Consider the following 16,483-nt stretch of genomic DNA (forward strand, 5'->3'; position numbering starts at 1 on the left):
CGGGGTCAGTCCGACCCCGAGGCGCGGAACCGCCTACCGCACCAGTGTCGCCGGGCGCGTGGCCCGCGGGGTGTTGCGGCTGGCCAGGAAGCGCAGCACGCCGTCCGTGACGACCGCCGAGATGCCCGGCATGTCACCGATGGACATGGCTTCCAGCGCCGTACCGGCCGCCGAGGCCCGCGGCGCGTCCAGGACGAGCAGATCGGCTTCGGCTCCCACCCGGATCCGCCCGGCCGGCAGCCCCCAGACGTCCGCCACGTTGCCGGTGGCCAGCGCCCACGCCCGCGCCGGGTCCAGCGGGCCCAGCGCGGACAGTTCCACCAGCGTCTTCAGCACGGCCAGCGGGATCACCCCGAAACCGGAGGGGGTGTCCGAGCCCACCACGATCCGCGCCAGGGCGTCCTCTTCCAATGCCCGGCCCACGATCCGCAGGGCCGCCCGCAGGTTGCCCGCCTGGACGAGTTGGAGGGCCATCGTGCTCTCCGCCAGCAGGCGGTCCACATCGGCATCGGGCATCGAGGTCGGCCCGCCGTTGGCGTGCCCGCACACGTTCGGGGCGAGGGCCAGCAGGTCGTCGGCGCGCAGCGAGGCCGAACCGGCGGCGCTGGCACCGCCGGCGTGGCACATCACGACCAGGCCGTGGGCCCGCGCCCAGCGGATCTGCTCGACGCCGTCGACCGCCTTCTCGTACGCGCCGAACCCGAACTTGGCCAGCCACACCCCGCAGCGGGCGAGGTAGGCGAAGTCCTCCTCGGTGAGGGTGGGTTCGAGCAGCACGTTGCCCGCGTGGACCCGCATGCCGCCGGGCCGGTACGCGTCGAAGCTGGCCCGGGCGGCGACGGCGAGCGCCTTGACGCCCTCCCGGTCGCGGGGCCGCCCCGGCACGTGCACCTCGCCCGCCGAGATGGTCCGGGTGATCCCGCCGTGGACGTACCCCTCCAGGTAGTCCACCGCCTTCTGGCGCGGGGAGTAGTCGCCGAACGTGACGTGTCCGTGCGAGTCGATGAGGCCGGGGGCCACCGTGGCCCCGGCCGCGTCCAGGACCCGGTCCGCCGCGGCGACCTGCGCGGCCAGGTCGGCGGCCCGGCCGACCGCGGTGATGACCCCGTCGGCGCACAGCACCGTGTCGGCGTCCTCGATCAGAGGGTGCGCGAGATCGCCGGAGACCAGGGTCCCGGCGCCCACGACGGCCAAAGTGGCCACCAGTTCACCTCTTGCTTTCGTACGGGTTCGGCGGTCGGTTGATCAGTCGGTCGATCGGACGGCTGACGTGGGGGACGGGCGGCGCGGCGGCACCGGTAGCCCGAGGTGCTCCCGCAGGGTGCTCCCGGTGTAGTCCTTGCGGTAGAGCCCGCGCCGCTGGAGGACCGGCACCACCAGTTCGGTGAACGCGGTCACCGAACCGGGCACGTACGCCGGGTAGATGTTGAAGCCGTCGGCGGCGCCGCCCTCGAACCACTCCTGGATCATGTCGGCGACCTCTTCCGGGTTGCCGACCACCGTGTGTGAGAGCTCGGACGGTGCGGCGTGCACCAGGTCCCCGTAGGTGATCCGGCGCGGACCGTCGACGGTCCGCCGGGTCAGCCGGGTGATCTCCGCCAGCCGCAGGGCACCCTCCTCGGACACCGCGGCCAGGGTCTCGGCCGGCACCTCCGCGGCCAGGTCGTTGCCGCGCAGCTCCACCCCGAACACCCGGCTCGCGGAAGACAGGTTGCGCCGGTGGCCCTCGCCGATGCCGCCCTTGCGGACCAGCTCGCCCGGCTCCTCCTCGGGGTCCAGCACCAGGAGCGAGTTGAGCAGGTCGTACAGCTCGACCGCCTCCTCGGTGGTCGGCGCGACGATCGGGGTCAGCCCGGGCAGGATGGTGACCTGGTCCGCCCGGTCGTAGCGGTCGGCCCGCTCCTTGATGTCGGCGTAGTACGCCTGGCGCAGGGCGAAGGTCGGCTGCATGCCGGCGAAGACGATGTCGGCCTCGCGGGCGCTGAGTTCGCGGGACTGGTCCGAGGTGCCGGCGTTGAACAGCACCACCTGCCCCTGCGGCGGCCGGGCCACGTCCAGCGGTCCGTCCACCGAGAAGTAGGTGCCGCGGTGGCCGAGCGGGCGGGGCCCGGATCCGGCGTCGGCGCCGCTGTCCCACAGGTCGCGGACCACCTGGAGGCACTCCTGCGCCCACGCGTAGCGCTTGGCCGTGTCCCAGTGCTCCTCCCGGCCGAAGTTGAACGCGGCCGCCGTGTCGGCGCCGGTGACCAGGTTCCATGCGGCGCGTCCTGCGCTGACGTGGTCCAGGGAGGCCAGCAGCCGGGCGATGGAGTACGGGTCGGAGTAGGTCGGGTTCGCGGTGACCACCACCCCGATCCGGGTGGTGGCGGCGGCCATCGCGGTGGCCGTGGCGAAGGGCTCCAGCCGCGAGATCTGCGCCGGGTTGCTGTACTGCAAGGACGGGTCGCTGGCCAGCCGGTCGCCGAGGAACACGAAGTCGAACTTGGCGCGTTCGGCCTCCGCGGTGACCTCCTGGATGAGGTCGATGTCGTACGCCGCGTCCGCGCGCGCGTCGGGATGGCGCCAGCCCGCGGCGTGCGTGCCGGTGGCCCAGAACATCAGGCCGAGATGGAGCTGTCGCTCGGTGGGCATGTCCTCAATCCCTTTCCGGGCCGGCGGCGAGCCGCTCGGCGAGACGGTTGGCGGGCCGGGTCAGCCCGAAGTGACCGCGCAGCGTGTCGGCGGCGTACGTGGCCGGAAACCGTCCGGCGGCGGTGAGCAGGGGCAGCACCGTGTCGGTGAACTCGTCGATGCGCTCGGCGTTCGCGGTGCCGTCGGGGCCGGGGGGCGGGAAGCGCACGGTGAAACCGTCGACCGCGCCCCGGTCGAACCAGGCGCCGAGCCGTTCGGCGAGCTGCCCGGGGGTGCCGGTCAGCACTGCGCGTGCGGGGTCGGACACCGGAGCGCCGGCCAGGGCGTGCAGCTCGCGGGCGCGTTCCTCGGTGGCGGCGACGAACGGGGTGACCACCCCGAGCCGGGGTCGGCCGCCGGCCTGCGCCGCGGTGAGCGCGGAGTCGGGGTTGCCCACGGCCAGCACGTCGGCATGGGCCGAGACCAGCGGGTCGGAGGCGTCGGCGAGGACCACCGGGTGCCCCTGGGGCGGACGGACCACGTTCAGCGGCCCGCGGACCCGCAGCGTGCCGCGGTGGTCCAGGACGTGCACGCGGCCGCTGTCGATGAACCGGCCGGTGCCCTTCTCGTGGACGAAGGCGCCGTCCTCCCAGGTGTCCCACAGGTTCTGGACGACCGGCACGAATTCGCGGGCCCGGGCCTCGCGGTCGGTGACCGGATCCACCCCCTCGCGACGGTGGTTGGCATCGGCGGCCGCGTCGGGTCCGGTGATCACCCGCCAGCCCGCCCGGCCGTGGCTGATGTGGTCCACCGAGGCCACCATCCGGGCCAGGTTGTACGGCTCGTGGTAGGCCGGCGCGGCGGTCATGACGAGGCCGATCCGGCTGGTGCTGACGGCCAGCAGGGACACCGCGACCAGGGAGGCCGGTGTCCCGGGCCCGGCGGGGCCGGCGGCCGGCCGGTCCCCGAGGACGAGGTGGTGGACCCGGGCGGCCTCGGCCTTCCGGGCGGCGGCCAGCAGGAAGGCGGTGGGGTCCGGAAGACCCGCCTCGGGTAGTTCGTAACCCAGGAGCATTCCCGTGCTCACGTGGTGCCTCCAATGACGGGGGAGAACAGACGGGCAGAGCATCGTGGAGAGGGGGAAACAGTGGAGAGGAAGAAGAGGAGACGCGGCCGCAACGGACATCGCACGGAGGGCGGTGGCGGGGACGCGTGACGGTTCCATGCCGGCCGGAGACAGGACTCCGTCGCGTCGGCAGAACCGGGCAGACCTGCCGGAAGCTAACACGATCTTGGAGGGGCCTACAAGCGGTCCTGTGGTGCCATGCGTACGGTTCCGGCCACGGTGACGAGGCCCTCCGCGGTCGCCGACTCGAAGTCCTGGGCGTCCACGATCAGGCCGTGCACGGCATGGTGGACCAGCAGCATGGCCCAGATCTCCTGCTCGACCAGATCGGGGCCGCGGGAGCGCAGCAGCTCGATCCCGGACAGCCCGCCGGCGAGGATGTCCTCCACCATGTCGGCCAGCCCCCACCGGCTGCGGTGCGCCTCGATCAGCTGGGCCGCGGCCGCCTCCTCGGGCGCGAGCAGCGTGGTGATCAGCCGCTCCGCGGGACCGGACCAGCCGTCGCGGTCGTACGGGATCACCCGCACCGGAACCGGCGCGGCGGCCGGGGCCTCCGGTTCCGCCAGCCGTGAGAGGTAGCTGCCGTCGGCCAGGACCTCGTCCACCGGCAGCGGCCAGTCCGGGCCGGCCCGCCAGAGCAGGTCCGCCCGTGTGCCGGCGGCCTGCCGCCACAACCCCACCGACAGCGCGTCGAGTTCGGCCAGCAGCAGGGTCCCCTCGCCCAGGGACGGCAGCAGTTCCAGCGCCAAACAGGCGGAACCCAGGGACAGCGGCCCCACGGCCGCGTCGAGGACCGCGTGCGCACCGCAGTGCCCGAGCGCGACCAGCCGCACCTGCGGAACGGTGCCCCGGTCCGCGGTCGCCGCCGTGCCGAACCGGTCCCGGTTGGCGTGGGTGTCGGGCACGCAGAGGGTGAGCGCGTCGAGCGTGACCGGCCGACGCATCCCGGGCGGCGCCTGCGGAACGGCCCGCGGGGCGACCGTGCGGAACAGCAGCCGCAGCGGGGCCGGTCCCAGCCGCTGCCGGGCCTGGGCGAGAGCCGAGGGCGTGGGCATGCGCCAGCCGCGGGCCCAGCCGTGCTTGCGGGCCAGCCCCCGCATGAGCCTGCGCAGCACCTCCTCGTGGCCGGTCGAGGGGTACAACCACATGGCCAGGGCGTGATAGACCATGGTCCGGGCGGACAGCGTCCGAGCGCGCTGCTCGGTGCGGCTGGCAGCCGCGACCGCCTCGTCCACGAGGGCCGGCGGAAAGGCCCACGTCAGAATGCCGGCCGTAATTCCGTCCGCCGGGCGGGCGGAATCCGCCGTTGCCAGATCGCCGGCGCGCACCATTTCGGGGCCTCCTTTGCCGATTGGGTTTGGTGGGGTAGAGGGTGCATATTCTCACGCTCCGCGACGCCCCGTACGCGTTATGCGTTTTCCGGCACCCCGGTAAAGAAATTCAAAAAGAAGGGTGAGTTCCATCAAACGTAATTCAATGACCGGACGGCCGGTGCTCGTCGGCACCGTCACCCTGGATTTCCTGCACGAGGGCCCGCTGGGCCGGGGGCAGGACCCGGCCACCGTGCGGTGGGGCGGGGTGGCCAACAACGCCGCCTGCGCGCTCGCCGCGCGCGGCGCCCGGCCGGCCCTGGCCACCGTGGCGTACTCCGGGGAGCTCGGCCCGGCGGTCGGCGGACATCTGGCCGGAAACGGCGTGGACTGGCTGCGGCTGCCGGAACGGGCGCCGTTGCCAGTGTTCCACGCCGAACTGGTCGAGGGGTCCGTGGTCGACAAGAGGTTCCTCGGCGAGCGCGCCCTCGGCCTGATCACGCCCGAACTCCTCGACAAGTCCCGGGACCTGTTCGAGGACGCGGGGGTGCTGGCCGCCGGTACGGACGCCGAGGAACCGGGTCTGGCCTGGCTGGCCGACACCGCGCGGGACCGGGGCGTGCCGTTCTGGCTGTTGTCGGCCGACCCCAACGAGGTGTCCAAACTGCGGCCGCAGGGCCGCGGGGCCGATCTCGTCGCCCTGAACCTGCGCGAACTCGTCCTGTGGGCGGGCCGGCCGCTGACCGGGCGGGCGGACATCGCGGCCGCCGCACGCCGGTTGCCCGACCCCGGCGGACACTGCCTGGTCACCCTCGGCGGGGACGGATCCCTGCTGGTGCCGGCCGACGGCTCCGAACCGGTCCACCAGCCGGCCGTCACCCTGGCCGGCGAGGTCATCACGGTCGGGGCGGGCGACGTGCTGTTCGGATGTCTGCTGGCCGGACGGCTGGCCGGCCTGGACTGGATCCCGGCACTGGCCGAGGCCACCGCTCTGACCAGCCGTTTCCTCGGTGCACCGGAGGACGCCCCGCACCCGTACGCGGTCCTGGCGCACCCGGCACGGGCCTGATCCGGGCCCGCCGGCTGTCACACCCGGCGGGCCTGGATCGTCTTGAAGGGTGGGCGGCTGCCGGGAAGTCGGCGTCGATCCGAATATCGATCATCACGGAGGCCGGAAGTGACCACTCAGAAGGTGAACGAGACCCTGACCCAGGTGGGTCCTGGCACCCCCATGGGGCAGTTGCTTCGCGAGTACTGGCTGCCCGTCATGCGGTCGGAGCGGCTCGCGGAACGGGGCGGTGCACCGCTGCCGGTGGAGCTGCTGGGCGAGAAGTACGTGTTCTTCCGCGCGGATGACGGCACCATCGGCTGCTTCGCCGAGGCGTGCCCGCACCGCGGGGCCTCTCTGGTCCTCGCCCGCAACGAGGACTGCGCGCTGCGGTGCATTTACCACGGCTGGAAGTTCGACGTCTCGGGCAAGGTGCTGGAGACCCCCTCGGAGCCCGAGGAGGACGGCCCGCGGTTCGGTGAGCGGGTCAAACTGCTGCACCACCCGGTCGTCGAGGCCGGCGGCGTCATCTGGGTCTGGCTCGGCGGTACCGGACGCAAGCCCGCGCCCTTCCCGGAGTTCCCGTTCACCAAGCTTCCGGCGGAGAACGTCTTCGCCACCATCGCCCTGGTGGACTGCAACTGGCTGCAGGGCCTGGAGGCGGACATCGACTCCGCACACGTCTCCCTGCTGCACGAGACCGAGGCCCGCAACGGGCCACTGAAGGACCTGCTGGACGACACCGCCCCGCGCGACGACATCGACCCGCAGCCGTACGGACTGCGCTTCGCGGCCCTGCGCACCCTCTCCTCCGGGGAGACCCTGGCCCGGGTGAAGCCCTTCGCCATGCCCTGGTACACGGTGGTTCCCGAGCTGCCCAACGGGGACCGGCTCTGGCACGCCTGGGTTCCGGTCAACGACCACCAGACGATCATGTGGTACCTGTGGTGGAACGACGACCAGCCGGTCGACCCGTCCTACTTCAGCGAGCAGTTCGGCCTGGACCTGGACACGCTCAACCCGGACAACATCCGCGAGGGGTACACCAGCGAGAACGGCTGGGGCCAGGACCGGCAGGCCATGCGGGACGGCAAGAGCTTCTCCGGCATCCGCGGACTGGTCCTCCAGGACGTGGCCGTGCAGGAGAGCATGGGCCCGATCGTGGACCGCACGGTCGAGAACCCCGGCAAGAGCGACCGCGGCATCGTCCGCACCCGCCGTTTCCTGCTCGACGCCCTCAAGGCACACGCCGCCGGCGCCACCCCCGCGGGTCTGGGCGCCGACACGGACTACGGCACGGTGCGCTCCGCCGTGATCGTCGTGCCGGAGGGCGAGGACTGGCGCTCCGCGTCCTCGTAGAAATCCCGGCCTCAGGCCACCCCAGAGAAAGGGACCTCTCATGGCCACCGTCCTGTCCGTTTCGGGGAGTCCCTCGGCGAACTCCCGGACCACCGGGCTGCTGCGCTACCTGGACGCCCGACTCCTCGCCCAGGGGCACGAGGTGACCCGCCTCGACGTACGTTCCTTGCCCGCCGATCCACTGTTCCGGGCCGATGTGCACCACCCCGCGATCGTGGCGGCGGCCGCGGAGTTCGAGCGTGCGGACGGCATCGTCATCGGCACGCCGATCTACAAGGCCGCCTACTCCGGACTGCTGAAGTCATTGCTCGACCTGCTGCCGCAGTACGCCTTCGCGGGCAAGGCGGTGCTGCCGCTGGCCACCGGCGGGAGCACCGCCCACGTACTGGCCATCGACTACGCCCTGCGACCGGTGCTGGCCTCCATGGGCGCCGCGCACATCGCACCGGGCTGGTTCACCCTCGACCGGCACATCACCCTGGGAGAGGCCGGCGCGGTGAGCGTGGCCGCGGAATCCGCGGTGGGGCTGGAACGGGTCACCGACCAATTCTCCGCCGCGCTCTGTGATCGTCGGGCATCGGTGGGCGCGTCTCTTTAACGCATTCCCCCATCCGACGCTTTACACGGTTTTCACGACGCCGTCTGGATCGACCGCACGGATATCTCCGGGCCCGGTCGTCCAGGCGGCGTTTTCGCATGTCAGAGGCCATGTTGGAGGCATCCGCGGAGTCGCGTCCATGGTGTGGGGATCAATTAAGTTAAGCGCCCGGTAAGTGATCGGAATCGCTGATCGGATGCCTCAGACTTTTCGGTTCGTGGCCGAAACCAAGACATTCGGAGGGAGAGGGCAGCGTTTCGGCCAGCTCTTAACTGAATTGGCGAAGATCCGACCAAGATCCCCTTCACAACCCTCAGGCGCTGTGCTTGACTGACACTCGATTGGTGCTTGAGATTCCATTTGTACGCCCGATGTAGCGGGGGCAATTCCGTGACGGAACGTCATCTTCTCCTTGTCAATCTCCGGCGCATCCAGAGGGAAGGGCTTGAGTCCCTGCTCGCCGCCCGGCGCCTCGGATACCGAGTGGTTCTGCTCGGCCGGACCATTCCTGAATTCGCAAAGCCGCTCGTCCATGAATTCCGGCAGGTCGACACGTACGACCGGGCCGCCTCGATCGCAGCGGCCCGCGAACTCCACGCCACCTACGATTTCGCCGGCGTCGCCAACTTCACCGAAGTCGACGTACAGCTGGTGGCGGCGATCGCCGCCGAACTCGGACTTCCGGGCATGTCCGAGACCGCCGCCCTCCGGGCCCGCAACAAGTACGTCATGAAGGACGCGCTGCGGCACCTTGAGGGGGTACTCCCGCGCTTCGCCAAGGTCACCGACCTGGCCGGCCTACGGGCCGCCGTCGACGAGGTCGGGCTCCCGGCCGTGGTCAAGCCCACCGGCGCCTCCGGCTCGAAGGGAATCTTCGAACTGCGTCGGCCGGAGGACCTCGACGCGGCCATGGAGCGCCTCGCCGACATCGCCCGCCCCGACTTCGACCCGGTGTTCAAGCAGTTCGGCGCCGAGTTCATCGTCGAGGAGTTCCTCGAAGGCGACGAACTGAGCGTCGAGGGCTTCGTCTCCGGCGGTGAGGTCCACATCGTGACCGTCACCGACAAGATCACCAGCGTCCCGTTCCACCTGGAACTGGAACACAAGGTGCCCACCGCCCTGCCCGCCGACGCCCTGGCCGAGATCAGCGCCACCACCAAGGACATCGTCGGAGCCCTTGAGTTCGACAACTGCTCCTTCCACCTGGAAGCCAAGTGGGGCGAGCGGGGACTGCGGTTCATCGAGATCGCGGGCCGCCCCGCCGGCGACTACATCGGCTCCCACCTGGTGCCGCTGGCCACCGGCGTCAACTACTTCGAGAACGTGATCCGCGTCGCCACCGGTGAACCGCTCCGGCTGGAGCACGACCGGCAGCTCAACGCCGGCCTGCGCTTCGTCCTGGCCGAGCAGGCAGGCCGGTTCGAAGGCGCCGACGGCCTCACGCCCCTGGGTGAGGAGGCGGGCTACGACCACTTCTTCACCGAAGTCCCCGTCGGTACCGAAGTGGCACTGCCGCCGCAGAACTTCGGCCAGCAGCGAGTGGTCGCGGTCATCGCCCGCCACGCCACCCGCGAGGGGCTGGAGCAGCTCCTCCACCGGGTCACCACCGAGGCGACGGCCAGGATCACGCCTGCCGCCGACCCCGCGGGATGACCCGGAGCACGCTGGAACGGAGGGCGTGCTCATGAAGGTGGCCCTCCTCGGCTGCGGCCAGATGGGCCGGGCCGCCGCGTACGCGCTGGCCACGGATCCGGGCACCGAGGAGCTACTGCTCCTGGACCGGGATCCCGGCCAGGCCGCCGCCCTGCGGGACTGGTTGCAGGAGGGCGGCGGCACCGGGAACCGGCCCGCCGCCACGGTCCGGGCCGCCACCGGCCTCGACGCCGCCCTCACGGGGTGCGGGGTCGTCGCGATGGCGATGCCCTGGGCCCCCACCGCCGAGGCCCTGCACGCCGCGGTCGTCGCCGGCCGTCCGGTCGCCGCCATCACGCGGCCGCCCACGGCCGAACTGCCCTCGCTCGACACCCGGATCCGGTCCGCCGGCGGCACCGTCCTGCTGCCGGTCGGCCTGGAGCCCGGCCTGACCGAACTGCTCGCCGTCCACCTCGCGCAGCGGCTCGACCGGGTCCACTCCCTGGAGATCTACTGCGGGGGAATACCCACCAAGCCCCGCGAACCCTTGGGCTACACCGCCTTCTTCGGCGGCGAGAACGACCACCACCTGCCGATCGCCCAGCGAGAGGCACTGGCCCTGGACCGGGGCCGCCCGGTGCACCACCCCCGGTTCTCCGGAGTGGTGACCCGTGATTACGCCGGTGTCGGCCGGCTGGAGGCCTACCACGACGGGATGGCCCCCTGGCTGGGCGAACACCCGGCCCTCCGCGATGCGGACTGCACCCAAAAGACCCTGCGCTGGCCGGGCTTCGCCCGGGTCGTCACCGAACTGGCCCGGCTCGGTCTGCTGGCCGACGAGGGGGTGGACGTGGACGGGTCCCGCGTGGTCCCCCGGCGCCTGGTCGAGCGCGTGCTCTCGCCCCAGGTGCGGGCCGGCGCGGACGACCGGGACGCAGTGGTCCTGGAGCTCACCGCCCACGGGGAACTGGACGGCCGGCCCGCTTCCCTCCGCACCACCGTGCTGGACATCGCCGACGAGACCACCGGCCTGTCCGCGATGGCCCGCACCACCGGCTTCACCCTGGCCGCCGCCACCCGGCTGCTCGGCGAGCGGGCCGTGACCGGCACCGGGTGGATCAAACCGCACCTCGCCCTTTCCCAGGAGTTGACGGAGCGGGTGATGCATTCGCTGACCGGGCGCGGAGTCACCTGGCTGCCGGCCCACGAGGTCGCCGAAGCCGAACGCCCCCACCTGTAACGGGAGCCCCAAAATGAGTACAACACCGCGAACCTACGACCTGGTGGGAATAGGGTTAGGCCCCTCCAACCTCAGCCTCGCCGCCCTCACCTCGCGCGAACCCGGCTTCTCCGCCGTGTTCCTCGACCGCAAGGACGCCTTCGACTGGCACCCCGGCCTGATGGTGCCGGACGCCGAGATGCAGGTTCACTTCCTCAAGGACCTGGTCACCCCGGTCGATCCCACCAACCCGCACTCCTTCCTCGCCTTCCAGGTGGAGCAAAGGCGCCTGTACCGGCTGCTGGTCACCGGCCGCTCCAAGGTGCCGCGGCGCGAGTTCGAGCAGTACTGCCGCTGGGTGTCGCAGCGCCTGGACAACCTCCGGTTCGGCGTCACCACCGAGACCGTCGAGTGGGACGGCTCCGCCTTCCTGGTGCACACCACCGACGGCGTGCTGCGCGCCCGCAACGTGGCCACCGGTACCGGACTCACCGCCAAGCTGCCGCAGTGCGCCGTCGGCCACGACCCCGAGACCGTCTTCCACGCGGAGCAACTCCTGCGCAAGCCCCGCGACTTCGCGGGCAAGCGGGTCGCCGTGATCGGCGGCGGCCAGAGCGGCGCGGAAGTCGTCAGCCACCTGCTCACCTCCGAGACGCAGCGCCCGGAGCGGATCGTGTGGGGCACCCGGCGCACCAACCTGCTGCCGCTGGACGACAGCCCGTTCGTGGACGAGCTCTTCCTGCCCGACTACAGCCGCTACTTCCACAGCCTCCCCGAGGTCGAACGCGAGGACGTGGTCCAGCGGTTGCGGATGGCCAGCGACGGCATCTCCCTGTCCACCCTCCAGGACCTCTACCGGCGCCTGTACGACCTGGAACTGCTGGAGGGCGGCGGCCGGCCCTGCCGGATCCTGCTCGACCAGCACCTCACCTCCTTGACCCGCACCCCGGAAGGGCTCGCCACCACCTGGCAGGCGGCCCGCGGCGGAGACCCGGTGCACGAGAGCGTCGACATCGTGATCTGCGCCACCGGCTACGAGCACGGCATGTCGGAGCCGCTCCTCGGCCTGAAGGACCGGCTCACCCTGCACGACGGACTGCCCGTCGTACGCTCCGACTTCAGCCTCGACTGGGACGGACCGGCCGACCACCGCGTGTACGTGCAGAACGCGGCCCGCCGCGAATTCGGCGTCGCCGACCCCAACCTGAGCCTGCTGGCCTGGCGCAGCGCCGTCATCGCCAACAGCCTGCTCGGCCACGAGCGGTACGACACCGGCCCGGTCAGCACCGCCCTGGACTGGGAGCCGCTCGGTTCCGACGCGGCGGATCCGAGGCAGCCGGGGGCCGTCGCGGCCGGACGGGCCTGATCCCGCACACGACATTTCCCGAGAGGAGCAGTGGGGCGTCCACGGCCGGCACCGGCCGCACGGCGTTCCGCGCCCAGCCATGCACGTCATACGCATCCCACGCACGGTCGGGGAACTCGACCTGCCCGACTTCGTCCGCAGCGTCGAGCCCGCCTGGGCCGGCCCGGACGCCCTCCCCTTCAACCTGCGCCGGGTCACCCTCCGCCCCGGCGAAAAGACCGCCCCGCACAACCACCACGACACCGAGGTGTGGGTGGTCCTGGACGGCGAGGGCGAGGTCGCCTCGGACGGACAGAGCGTCCGGGTGACCGCCGGCGACACCGTACGCCTGCCGCCGCTGGGCGTGCACACCCTGCACAACACCGCCGGCGACCGCCCTCTGACCTTCCTCACCACCTGGTGGGAGGACATGACGGTCCTCGACGCGGCGCACCGCGAGCGGGCGGAGCACTCCGGCGGAGCAGAGCGGCCCGTCCTGCTGCTGCCCTCCTTCCCCACCCCGAACGGCGAGCTCCACCTCGGCCACGTGGTCGGCCCGTTCCTCGGAGCGGACCTGGTGCGGCGCGGCCTGGAAGGGCGCGGGGCCGAGGCCCACCTGCTGCTCGGCACCGTGGGCCACCAGTCCCAGGTGGCCTCCGCCGCCATCAGCCGGGGCCTGTCCTTCTACGAACTGGCCGAACGCAACACGGACGCCATCCAGGAGGCCCTGACCGCGGCCGACATCACGTGGGACGTGTTCGTCCGCCCCTCCTCGCCCGAGTACCCCCGGGTCGCCCTGGAGATCTTCGAGGACCTCCGGGCCAAGGGCGCCGTGGTCACCAAGACCGTGCAGGCCAACCACTGCACCCCCTGCGGCACGTTCCTCTTCGAGGCGTTCGTCGCGGGCGCCTGCCCGCACTGCGGCTCGTACGACACCGCCGGCATCGAGTGCGAGGCCTGCGCACTGCCCTTCGCCGACGAGGACCTGCGCGACCCCAGCTGTGCCACCTGCGGCACCCCCGCCGAGCAGCGCGACCTCACCCGCTGGTACCTGCCCCTGGAGCCGCTGCGCGAGAAGCTCACCGCGTACCTGCGCACCGTCCACATGAGCGCCCGGCTGCGCACCTACGTCGAGCGGGTCCTCGCCGGACCGCTGCCCGACCTCCCGGTGAGTACCGTCGCCCCCGACGGCATCCTGGTCCCGGCCGACCCCACCGGGGGCACCGAAGGCCAGCGCATGTACTCGGCCTTCGAGCTGGCGGCCCGCTTCATCACCGCCCTCGACGCCCTCGCCAAGGGCAAGGGGGAGACCGGCTGGCGGGAGTACGTCCTGGAGAACGACCCGCGCACGGTGTTGTTCTTCGGCTTCGACAACGCCTTCCTGCGCACCGTCGTCTTCCCGGCCGTCCTCGGCTCGTTCACCGAACAGCCGGCGCTGCCCGACACCATGATCTGCAACGAGTTCTACACCCTGGACGGGCAGAAGTTCTCCACCGGCCGGATGCACGCCATCTGGGGTCGGGAGGTCTTCCGCGAGCAGACCCGCGATCAGCTGCGGCTCTACCTCGCGGGCACCCGACCCGACATCCGCCGCCGGGACTTCGTCATCGACGAGTACGCCGAGTTCGTCCGGACCGAACTCCTCGACGGCCTGGAGCCCTGGCTCGGCTCCGTCGCCGCCCGGGTGGACAAGCACTTCGGCGGCTCCGCCCCCGAGGCGGGCAGCTGGAACGCCGAGGCAGAGAGGTTCTACGGGCAGATCCGGGAGTTCCGCGCCGAACTGCCCCGAGCCCTGCGGCCCGAGCGGTTCGACTCCCGCGGCGCTGCCGAGCTGCTCCGTACCTTCGTCCACCGGGCCCGCCGGTTCGCGGAGGTGTCCGAGGACGTACTCGCCGCCGGTGCGCCCTCGGGCGACGCCCGTACCTGCGTGGCACTGGAGCTGATGGCCGTGCGCACGCTGGCCGAGACGGCCCGCCCGCTGGTGCCCGTCCTGGCTGCCCGGCTCGGCGAGCAGCTCGGCACGGCGGGGGCCGTGGCCACGGACACCCCGCAGTGGGTCCCCGCGGGCACCCGGGTGAGCCTGGCCGGCCCCTACTTCACGGCGGACGTGTCGATCCGGACCGCCCGCTGACCCGACGCGCCCCGCGCGTCCCCCGCTTTCACCCCCTCCATTTCGTTCCCCCCATTTCTTCTTTCCGGTAGTGAAAGGGCACAACGTGAACACCGACAAGTCTGCCGAGCTGTACTCCCGCGCGGTCGAGGTCATGCCCGGCGGCAACAGCCGTACCGCCGTCTACAGCGCCCCGTACCCGGTCTACATCCAGTCCGGCAGCGGCGCCCGGGTGACCGACGCCGACGGTGTCGAGCGCCTCGACTTCCTGAACAACAGCACCACCCTGATCCACGGCCACGCCCACCCCGAGATGGTGAAGGCGGTCACCGATGCCGTCGGCCGCGGCGCCAGCTTCGGCATGCCCACCCCGGTCGAGGTCGAGTACGCCGAGGCGCTCTCGGCCCGCAACGAGACCTTCGAGCACGTCCGCTTCACCAGCTCCGGCACAGAGGCCGTGATGATGGCCGTCCAGGCCGCCCGCGCCTACACCAAGCGCCCGAAGATCGCCAAGATCGCCGGTGCTTACCACGGCGCCTACGACGCGGTCGCCGTCAACAACGACGGCTCCGGCTCGCTCATCAACCACGCCGTCACCGGCAACCCCGCGGGCGTGGTCGACAACACCGTCGTGTTCCCCTTCAACGACGCCGAGGGCGCCCTGGCGGTGCTCCGCGAGCACGCCGACGACCTGGCGTGCGTGCTGATCGACCCGGTGCCGTGGCGGATCGGCCTGGTCCCGGCCGAAAAGGAGTACCTGGACGCGCTGCGCGCCTTCTGCGACGAGAGCGGCGCCCTGCTCATCTCCGACGAGGTCGGCTCCTACCGCGTGGGTTACCACGGCGCCATGCACCTGCTCGGCAGCGAGGCTGACCTCACCGTCCTCGGCAAGGTCATCGGCGGCGGCATGCCGATCGGTGCGGTCGCCGGCCGGCGGAAGTTCATGGGCGTCTTCGACCCGAGCCAGGGTTCCCCGGCGCTGCCGCACTCCGGCTCGTACAACGCCAACCCGGTCAGCATGAGCTCCGGCGTGACCTCGCTGCGCCTGCTCACCCCGGAGGCCCACGAGCGGATCGGCGAGCTCGGCGAGCGCGCCCGCACCGCCATGCGCGCCACGGTCGAGTCCGCCGGACTGGACTGGGACGTCAACGGCCTCGGCTCGCTGTTCCGCATCATCGCCACCAGCGCCCCGCAGGGCTACACCAGCCCCGCGGCGGCCATGAAGCGCCTGTACTGGGTGCTGCTGGACAACGGTGTCCACATCGGCGACAGCGGCCTCGGCTGCATCTCCACCCCGATGACCGACGAGGACATCACCGCCTTCGCCGAAGCCTTCGACACCAGCCTGCGCCAGGTGCTGGCCGAGGGCCGGGCCTGATCCCGGCTCGGGCCGGCCCGCGCCGGCCCGAGCCGAACCGGCTGTTGCGAGTGACCCGAGCTGCTCCGAGTGACCTGAGCTGACCCGAGTGATGGGCTGCGCCACGGGCCGGCCTGGAGGCAAAACCTTGTTCGATCTTGATCAGGAAGAGTTCCACCGCCGCAGGGCGAGCCTGCAGGCGCTGGCCTACCGTCGCGTCGGCTCCGCAGAGGAAGCCGAGGACATCATCTCCGAGGCCTGGCTGCGCTGGATGACGGCGCAGAACGTGGAGAACGTCGAGAACCACGGAGCCTTCCTCTCCACCGTCGTCACCCACCTGTGCGCCGACTACCGCAAGTCCGCGCACGCCCGCCGGGTCTCCTACGTCGGCGCCCTGGTGCCGGAGCAGACCGTCACCACGACCCCCGAGCCGTTCCAGAACGTGGAACGGGCCGAGGAACTCCGGCGCGGGGTGGCCTGGCTGCTGGAACGCCTCGGCCCCGCCGAGCGGGCGGTACTCGTGCTCCGCACCGCCTTCGAGTACAGCTACCGGGAGATCGCCGCCGTGCTGGGCATCAGCGAGGTGTACTGCCGCAAGCTGTACGGCCGCGCCCACGACCGGCTCGCCGAGGGCCGCCCCCGCTTCACCGCCGCGCCCGTGGAGCACGCCGAACTCACCGAACGGCTGCTCGCAGCCAGCCGCGGGGGAGAACTGCGGCCACTGGAAAGCCTGCTGGCCGCGAGCGTGGCGGCCTGACCCGGCCGTCCG

General features: G+C 71.7%; 13 protein-coding genes. 9 read left to right on the forward strand and 4 right to left on the reverse strand.

Translation table 11 applies throughout. The features are described 5' to 3' along the window. Positions 1 to 33: 33 nt before the first annotated feature. The 4 genes from OG974_RS04730 to OG974_RS04745 form a co-directional block, all read right to left on the reverse strand. Positions 34 to 1,203, reverse strand: a complete 1,170-nt coding sequence (locus OG974_RS04730; protein WP_327279701.1) for an amidohydrolase family protein — start codon at positions 1,201 to 1,203, stop codon at positions 34 to 36. A gap of 42 nt (positions 1,204 to 1,245) precedes the next feature. Continuing rightward, entirely contained in the window at positions 1,246 to 2,631 is a 1,386-nt protein-coding gene (locus tag OG974_RS04735; RefSeq protein ID WP_327279702.1) for an LLM class flavin-dependent oxidoreductase, read from the reverse strand. 4 nt (positions 2,632 to 2,635) lie between these two features. Beyond that, complete coding sequence (locus OG974_RS04740; protein WP_327279703.1) at positions 2,636 to 3,697, reverse strand: LLM class flavin-dependent oxidoreductase; 1,062 nt, start codon at positions 3,695 to 3,697, stop codon at positions 2,636 to 2,638. A gap of 215 nt (positions 3,698 to 3,912) precedes the next feature. Continuing rightward, complete coding sequence (locus OG974_RS04745; RefSeq protein ID WP_371645483.1) at positions 3,913 to 5,067, reverse strand: transposase domain-containing protein; 1,155 nt, start codon at positions 5,065 to 5,067, stop codon at positions 3,913 to 3,915. Between the two features lie 145 nt (positions 5,068 to 5,212). Here OG974_RS04745 and OG974_RS04750 point away from each other — a divergent pair, with 145 nt between their 5' ends. The 9 genes from OG974_RS04750 to OG974_RS04790 all read left to right on the forward strand — a co-directional run bounded on the left by OG974_RS04750 (position 5,213) and on the right by OG974_RS04790 (position 16,471). Next, complete coding sequence (locus OG974_RS04750) at positions 5,213 to 6,115, forward strand: PfkB family carbohydrate kinase (protein ID WP_327279705.1); 903 nt, start codon at positions 5,213 to 5,215, stop codon at positions 6,113 to 6,115. Between the two features lie 108 nt (positions 6,116 to 6,223). Further along, positions 6,224 to 7,453: a Rieske 2Fe-2S domain-containing protein gene (locus OG974_RS04755; RefSeq protein WP_329315255.1), complete on the forward strand. Its 1,230-nt coding sequence runs from the start codon at positions 6,224 to 6,226 to the stop codon at positions 7,451 to 7,453. A gap of 40 nt (positions 7,454 to 7,493) precedes the next feature. Next, positions 7,494 to 8,051, forward strand: coding sequence for an NADPH-dependent FMN reductase (ssuE, locus tag OG974_RS04760; RefSeq protein WP_371645485.1), 558 nt, complete (start codon positions 7,494 to 7,496; stop codon positions 8,049 to 8,051). A 390-nt stretch (positions 8,052 to 8,441) separates the two neighbouring features. Next, a complete protein-coding gene (locus tag OG974_RS04765) occupies positions 8,442 to 9,704 on the forward strand; it encodes an ATP-grasp domain-containing protein (RefSeq protein WP_328764418.1) in 1,263 nt (420 codons plus the stop codon). Positions 9,705 to 9,735: 31 nt separating this feature from the next. Further along, on the forward strand, positions 9,736 to 10,923 hold the full coding sequence (locus OG974_RS04770; protein ID WP_371645488.1) for a saccharopine dehydrogenase C-terminal domain-containing protein: 1,188 nt from the start codon (positions 9,736 to 9,738) through the stop codon (positions 10,921 to 10,923). Positions 10,924 to 10,936: 13 nt separating this feature from the next. Beyond that, positions 10,937 to 12,268: a SidA/IucD/PvdA family monooxygenase gene (locus tag OG974_RS04775; RefSeq protein WP_327279710.1), complete on the forward strand. Its 1,332-nt coding sequence runs from the start codon at positions 10,937 to 10,939 to the stop codon at positions 12,266 to 12,268. 79 nt (positions 12,269 to 12,347) lie between these two features. After that, complete coding sequence (locus OG974_RS04780) at positions 12,348 to 14,378, forward strand: class I tRNA ligase family protein (protein WP_371645490.1); 2,031 nt, start codon at positions 12,348 to 12,350, stop codon at positions 14,376 to 14,378. Positions 14,379 to 14,463: 85 nt separating this feature from the next. Beyond that, the gene (locus OG974_RS04785) at positions 14,464 to 15,735 is read left to right on the forward strand and encodes an aspartate aminotransferase family protein (protein ID WP_327279712.1); all 1,272 of its coding nucleotides are present in this window, start codon (positions 14,464 to 14,466) and stop codon (positions 15,733 to 15,735) included. Between the two features lie 127 nt (positions 15,736 to 15,862). Next, positions 15,863 to 16,471 (forward strand): sigma-70 family RNA polymerase sigma factor, encoded by a 609-nt coding sequence (locus OG974_RS04790; RefSeq protein ID WP_327279713.1) that lies wholly within the window; start codon positions 15,863 to 15,865, stop codon positions 16,469 to 16,471. Positions 16,472 to 16,483 lie beyond the last annotated feature (12 nt).

The organism is Streptomyces sp. NBC_00597, from assembly GCF_041431095.1.
In the GTDB taxonomy this organism is placed as follows: domain Bacteria; phylum Actinomycetota; class Actinomycetes; order Streptomycetales; family Streptomycetaceae; genus Streptomyces.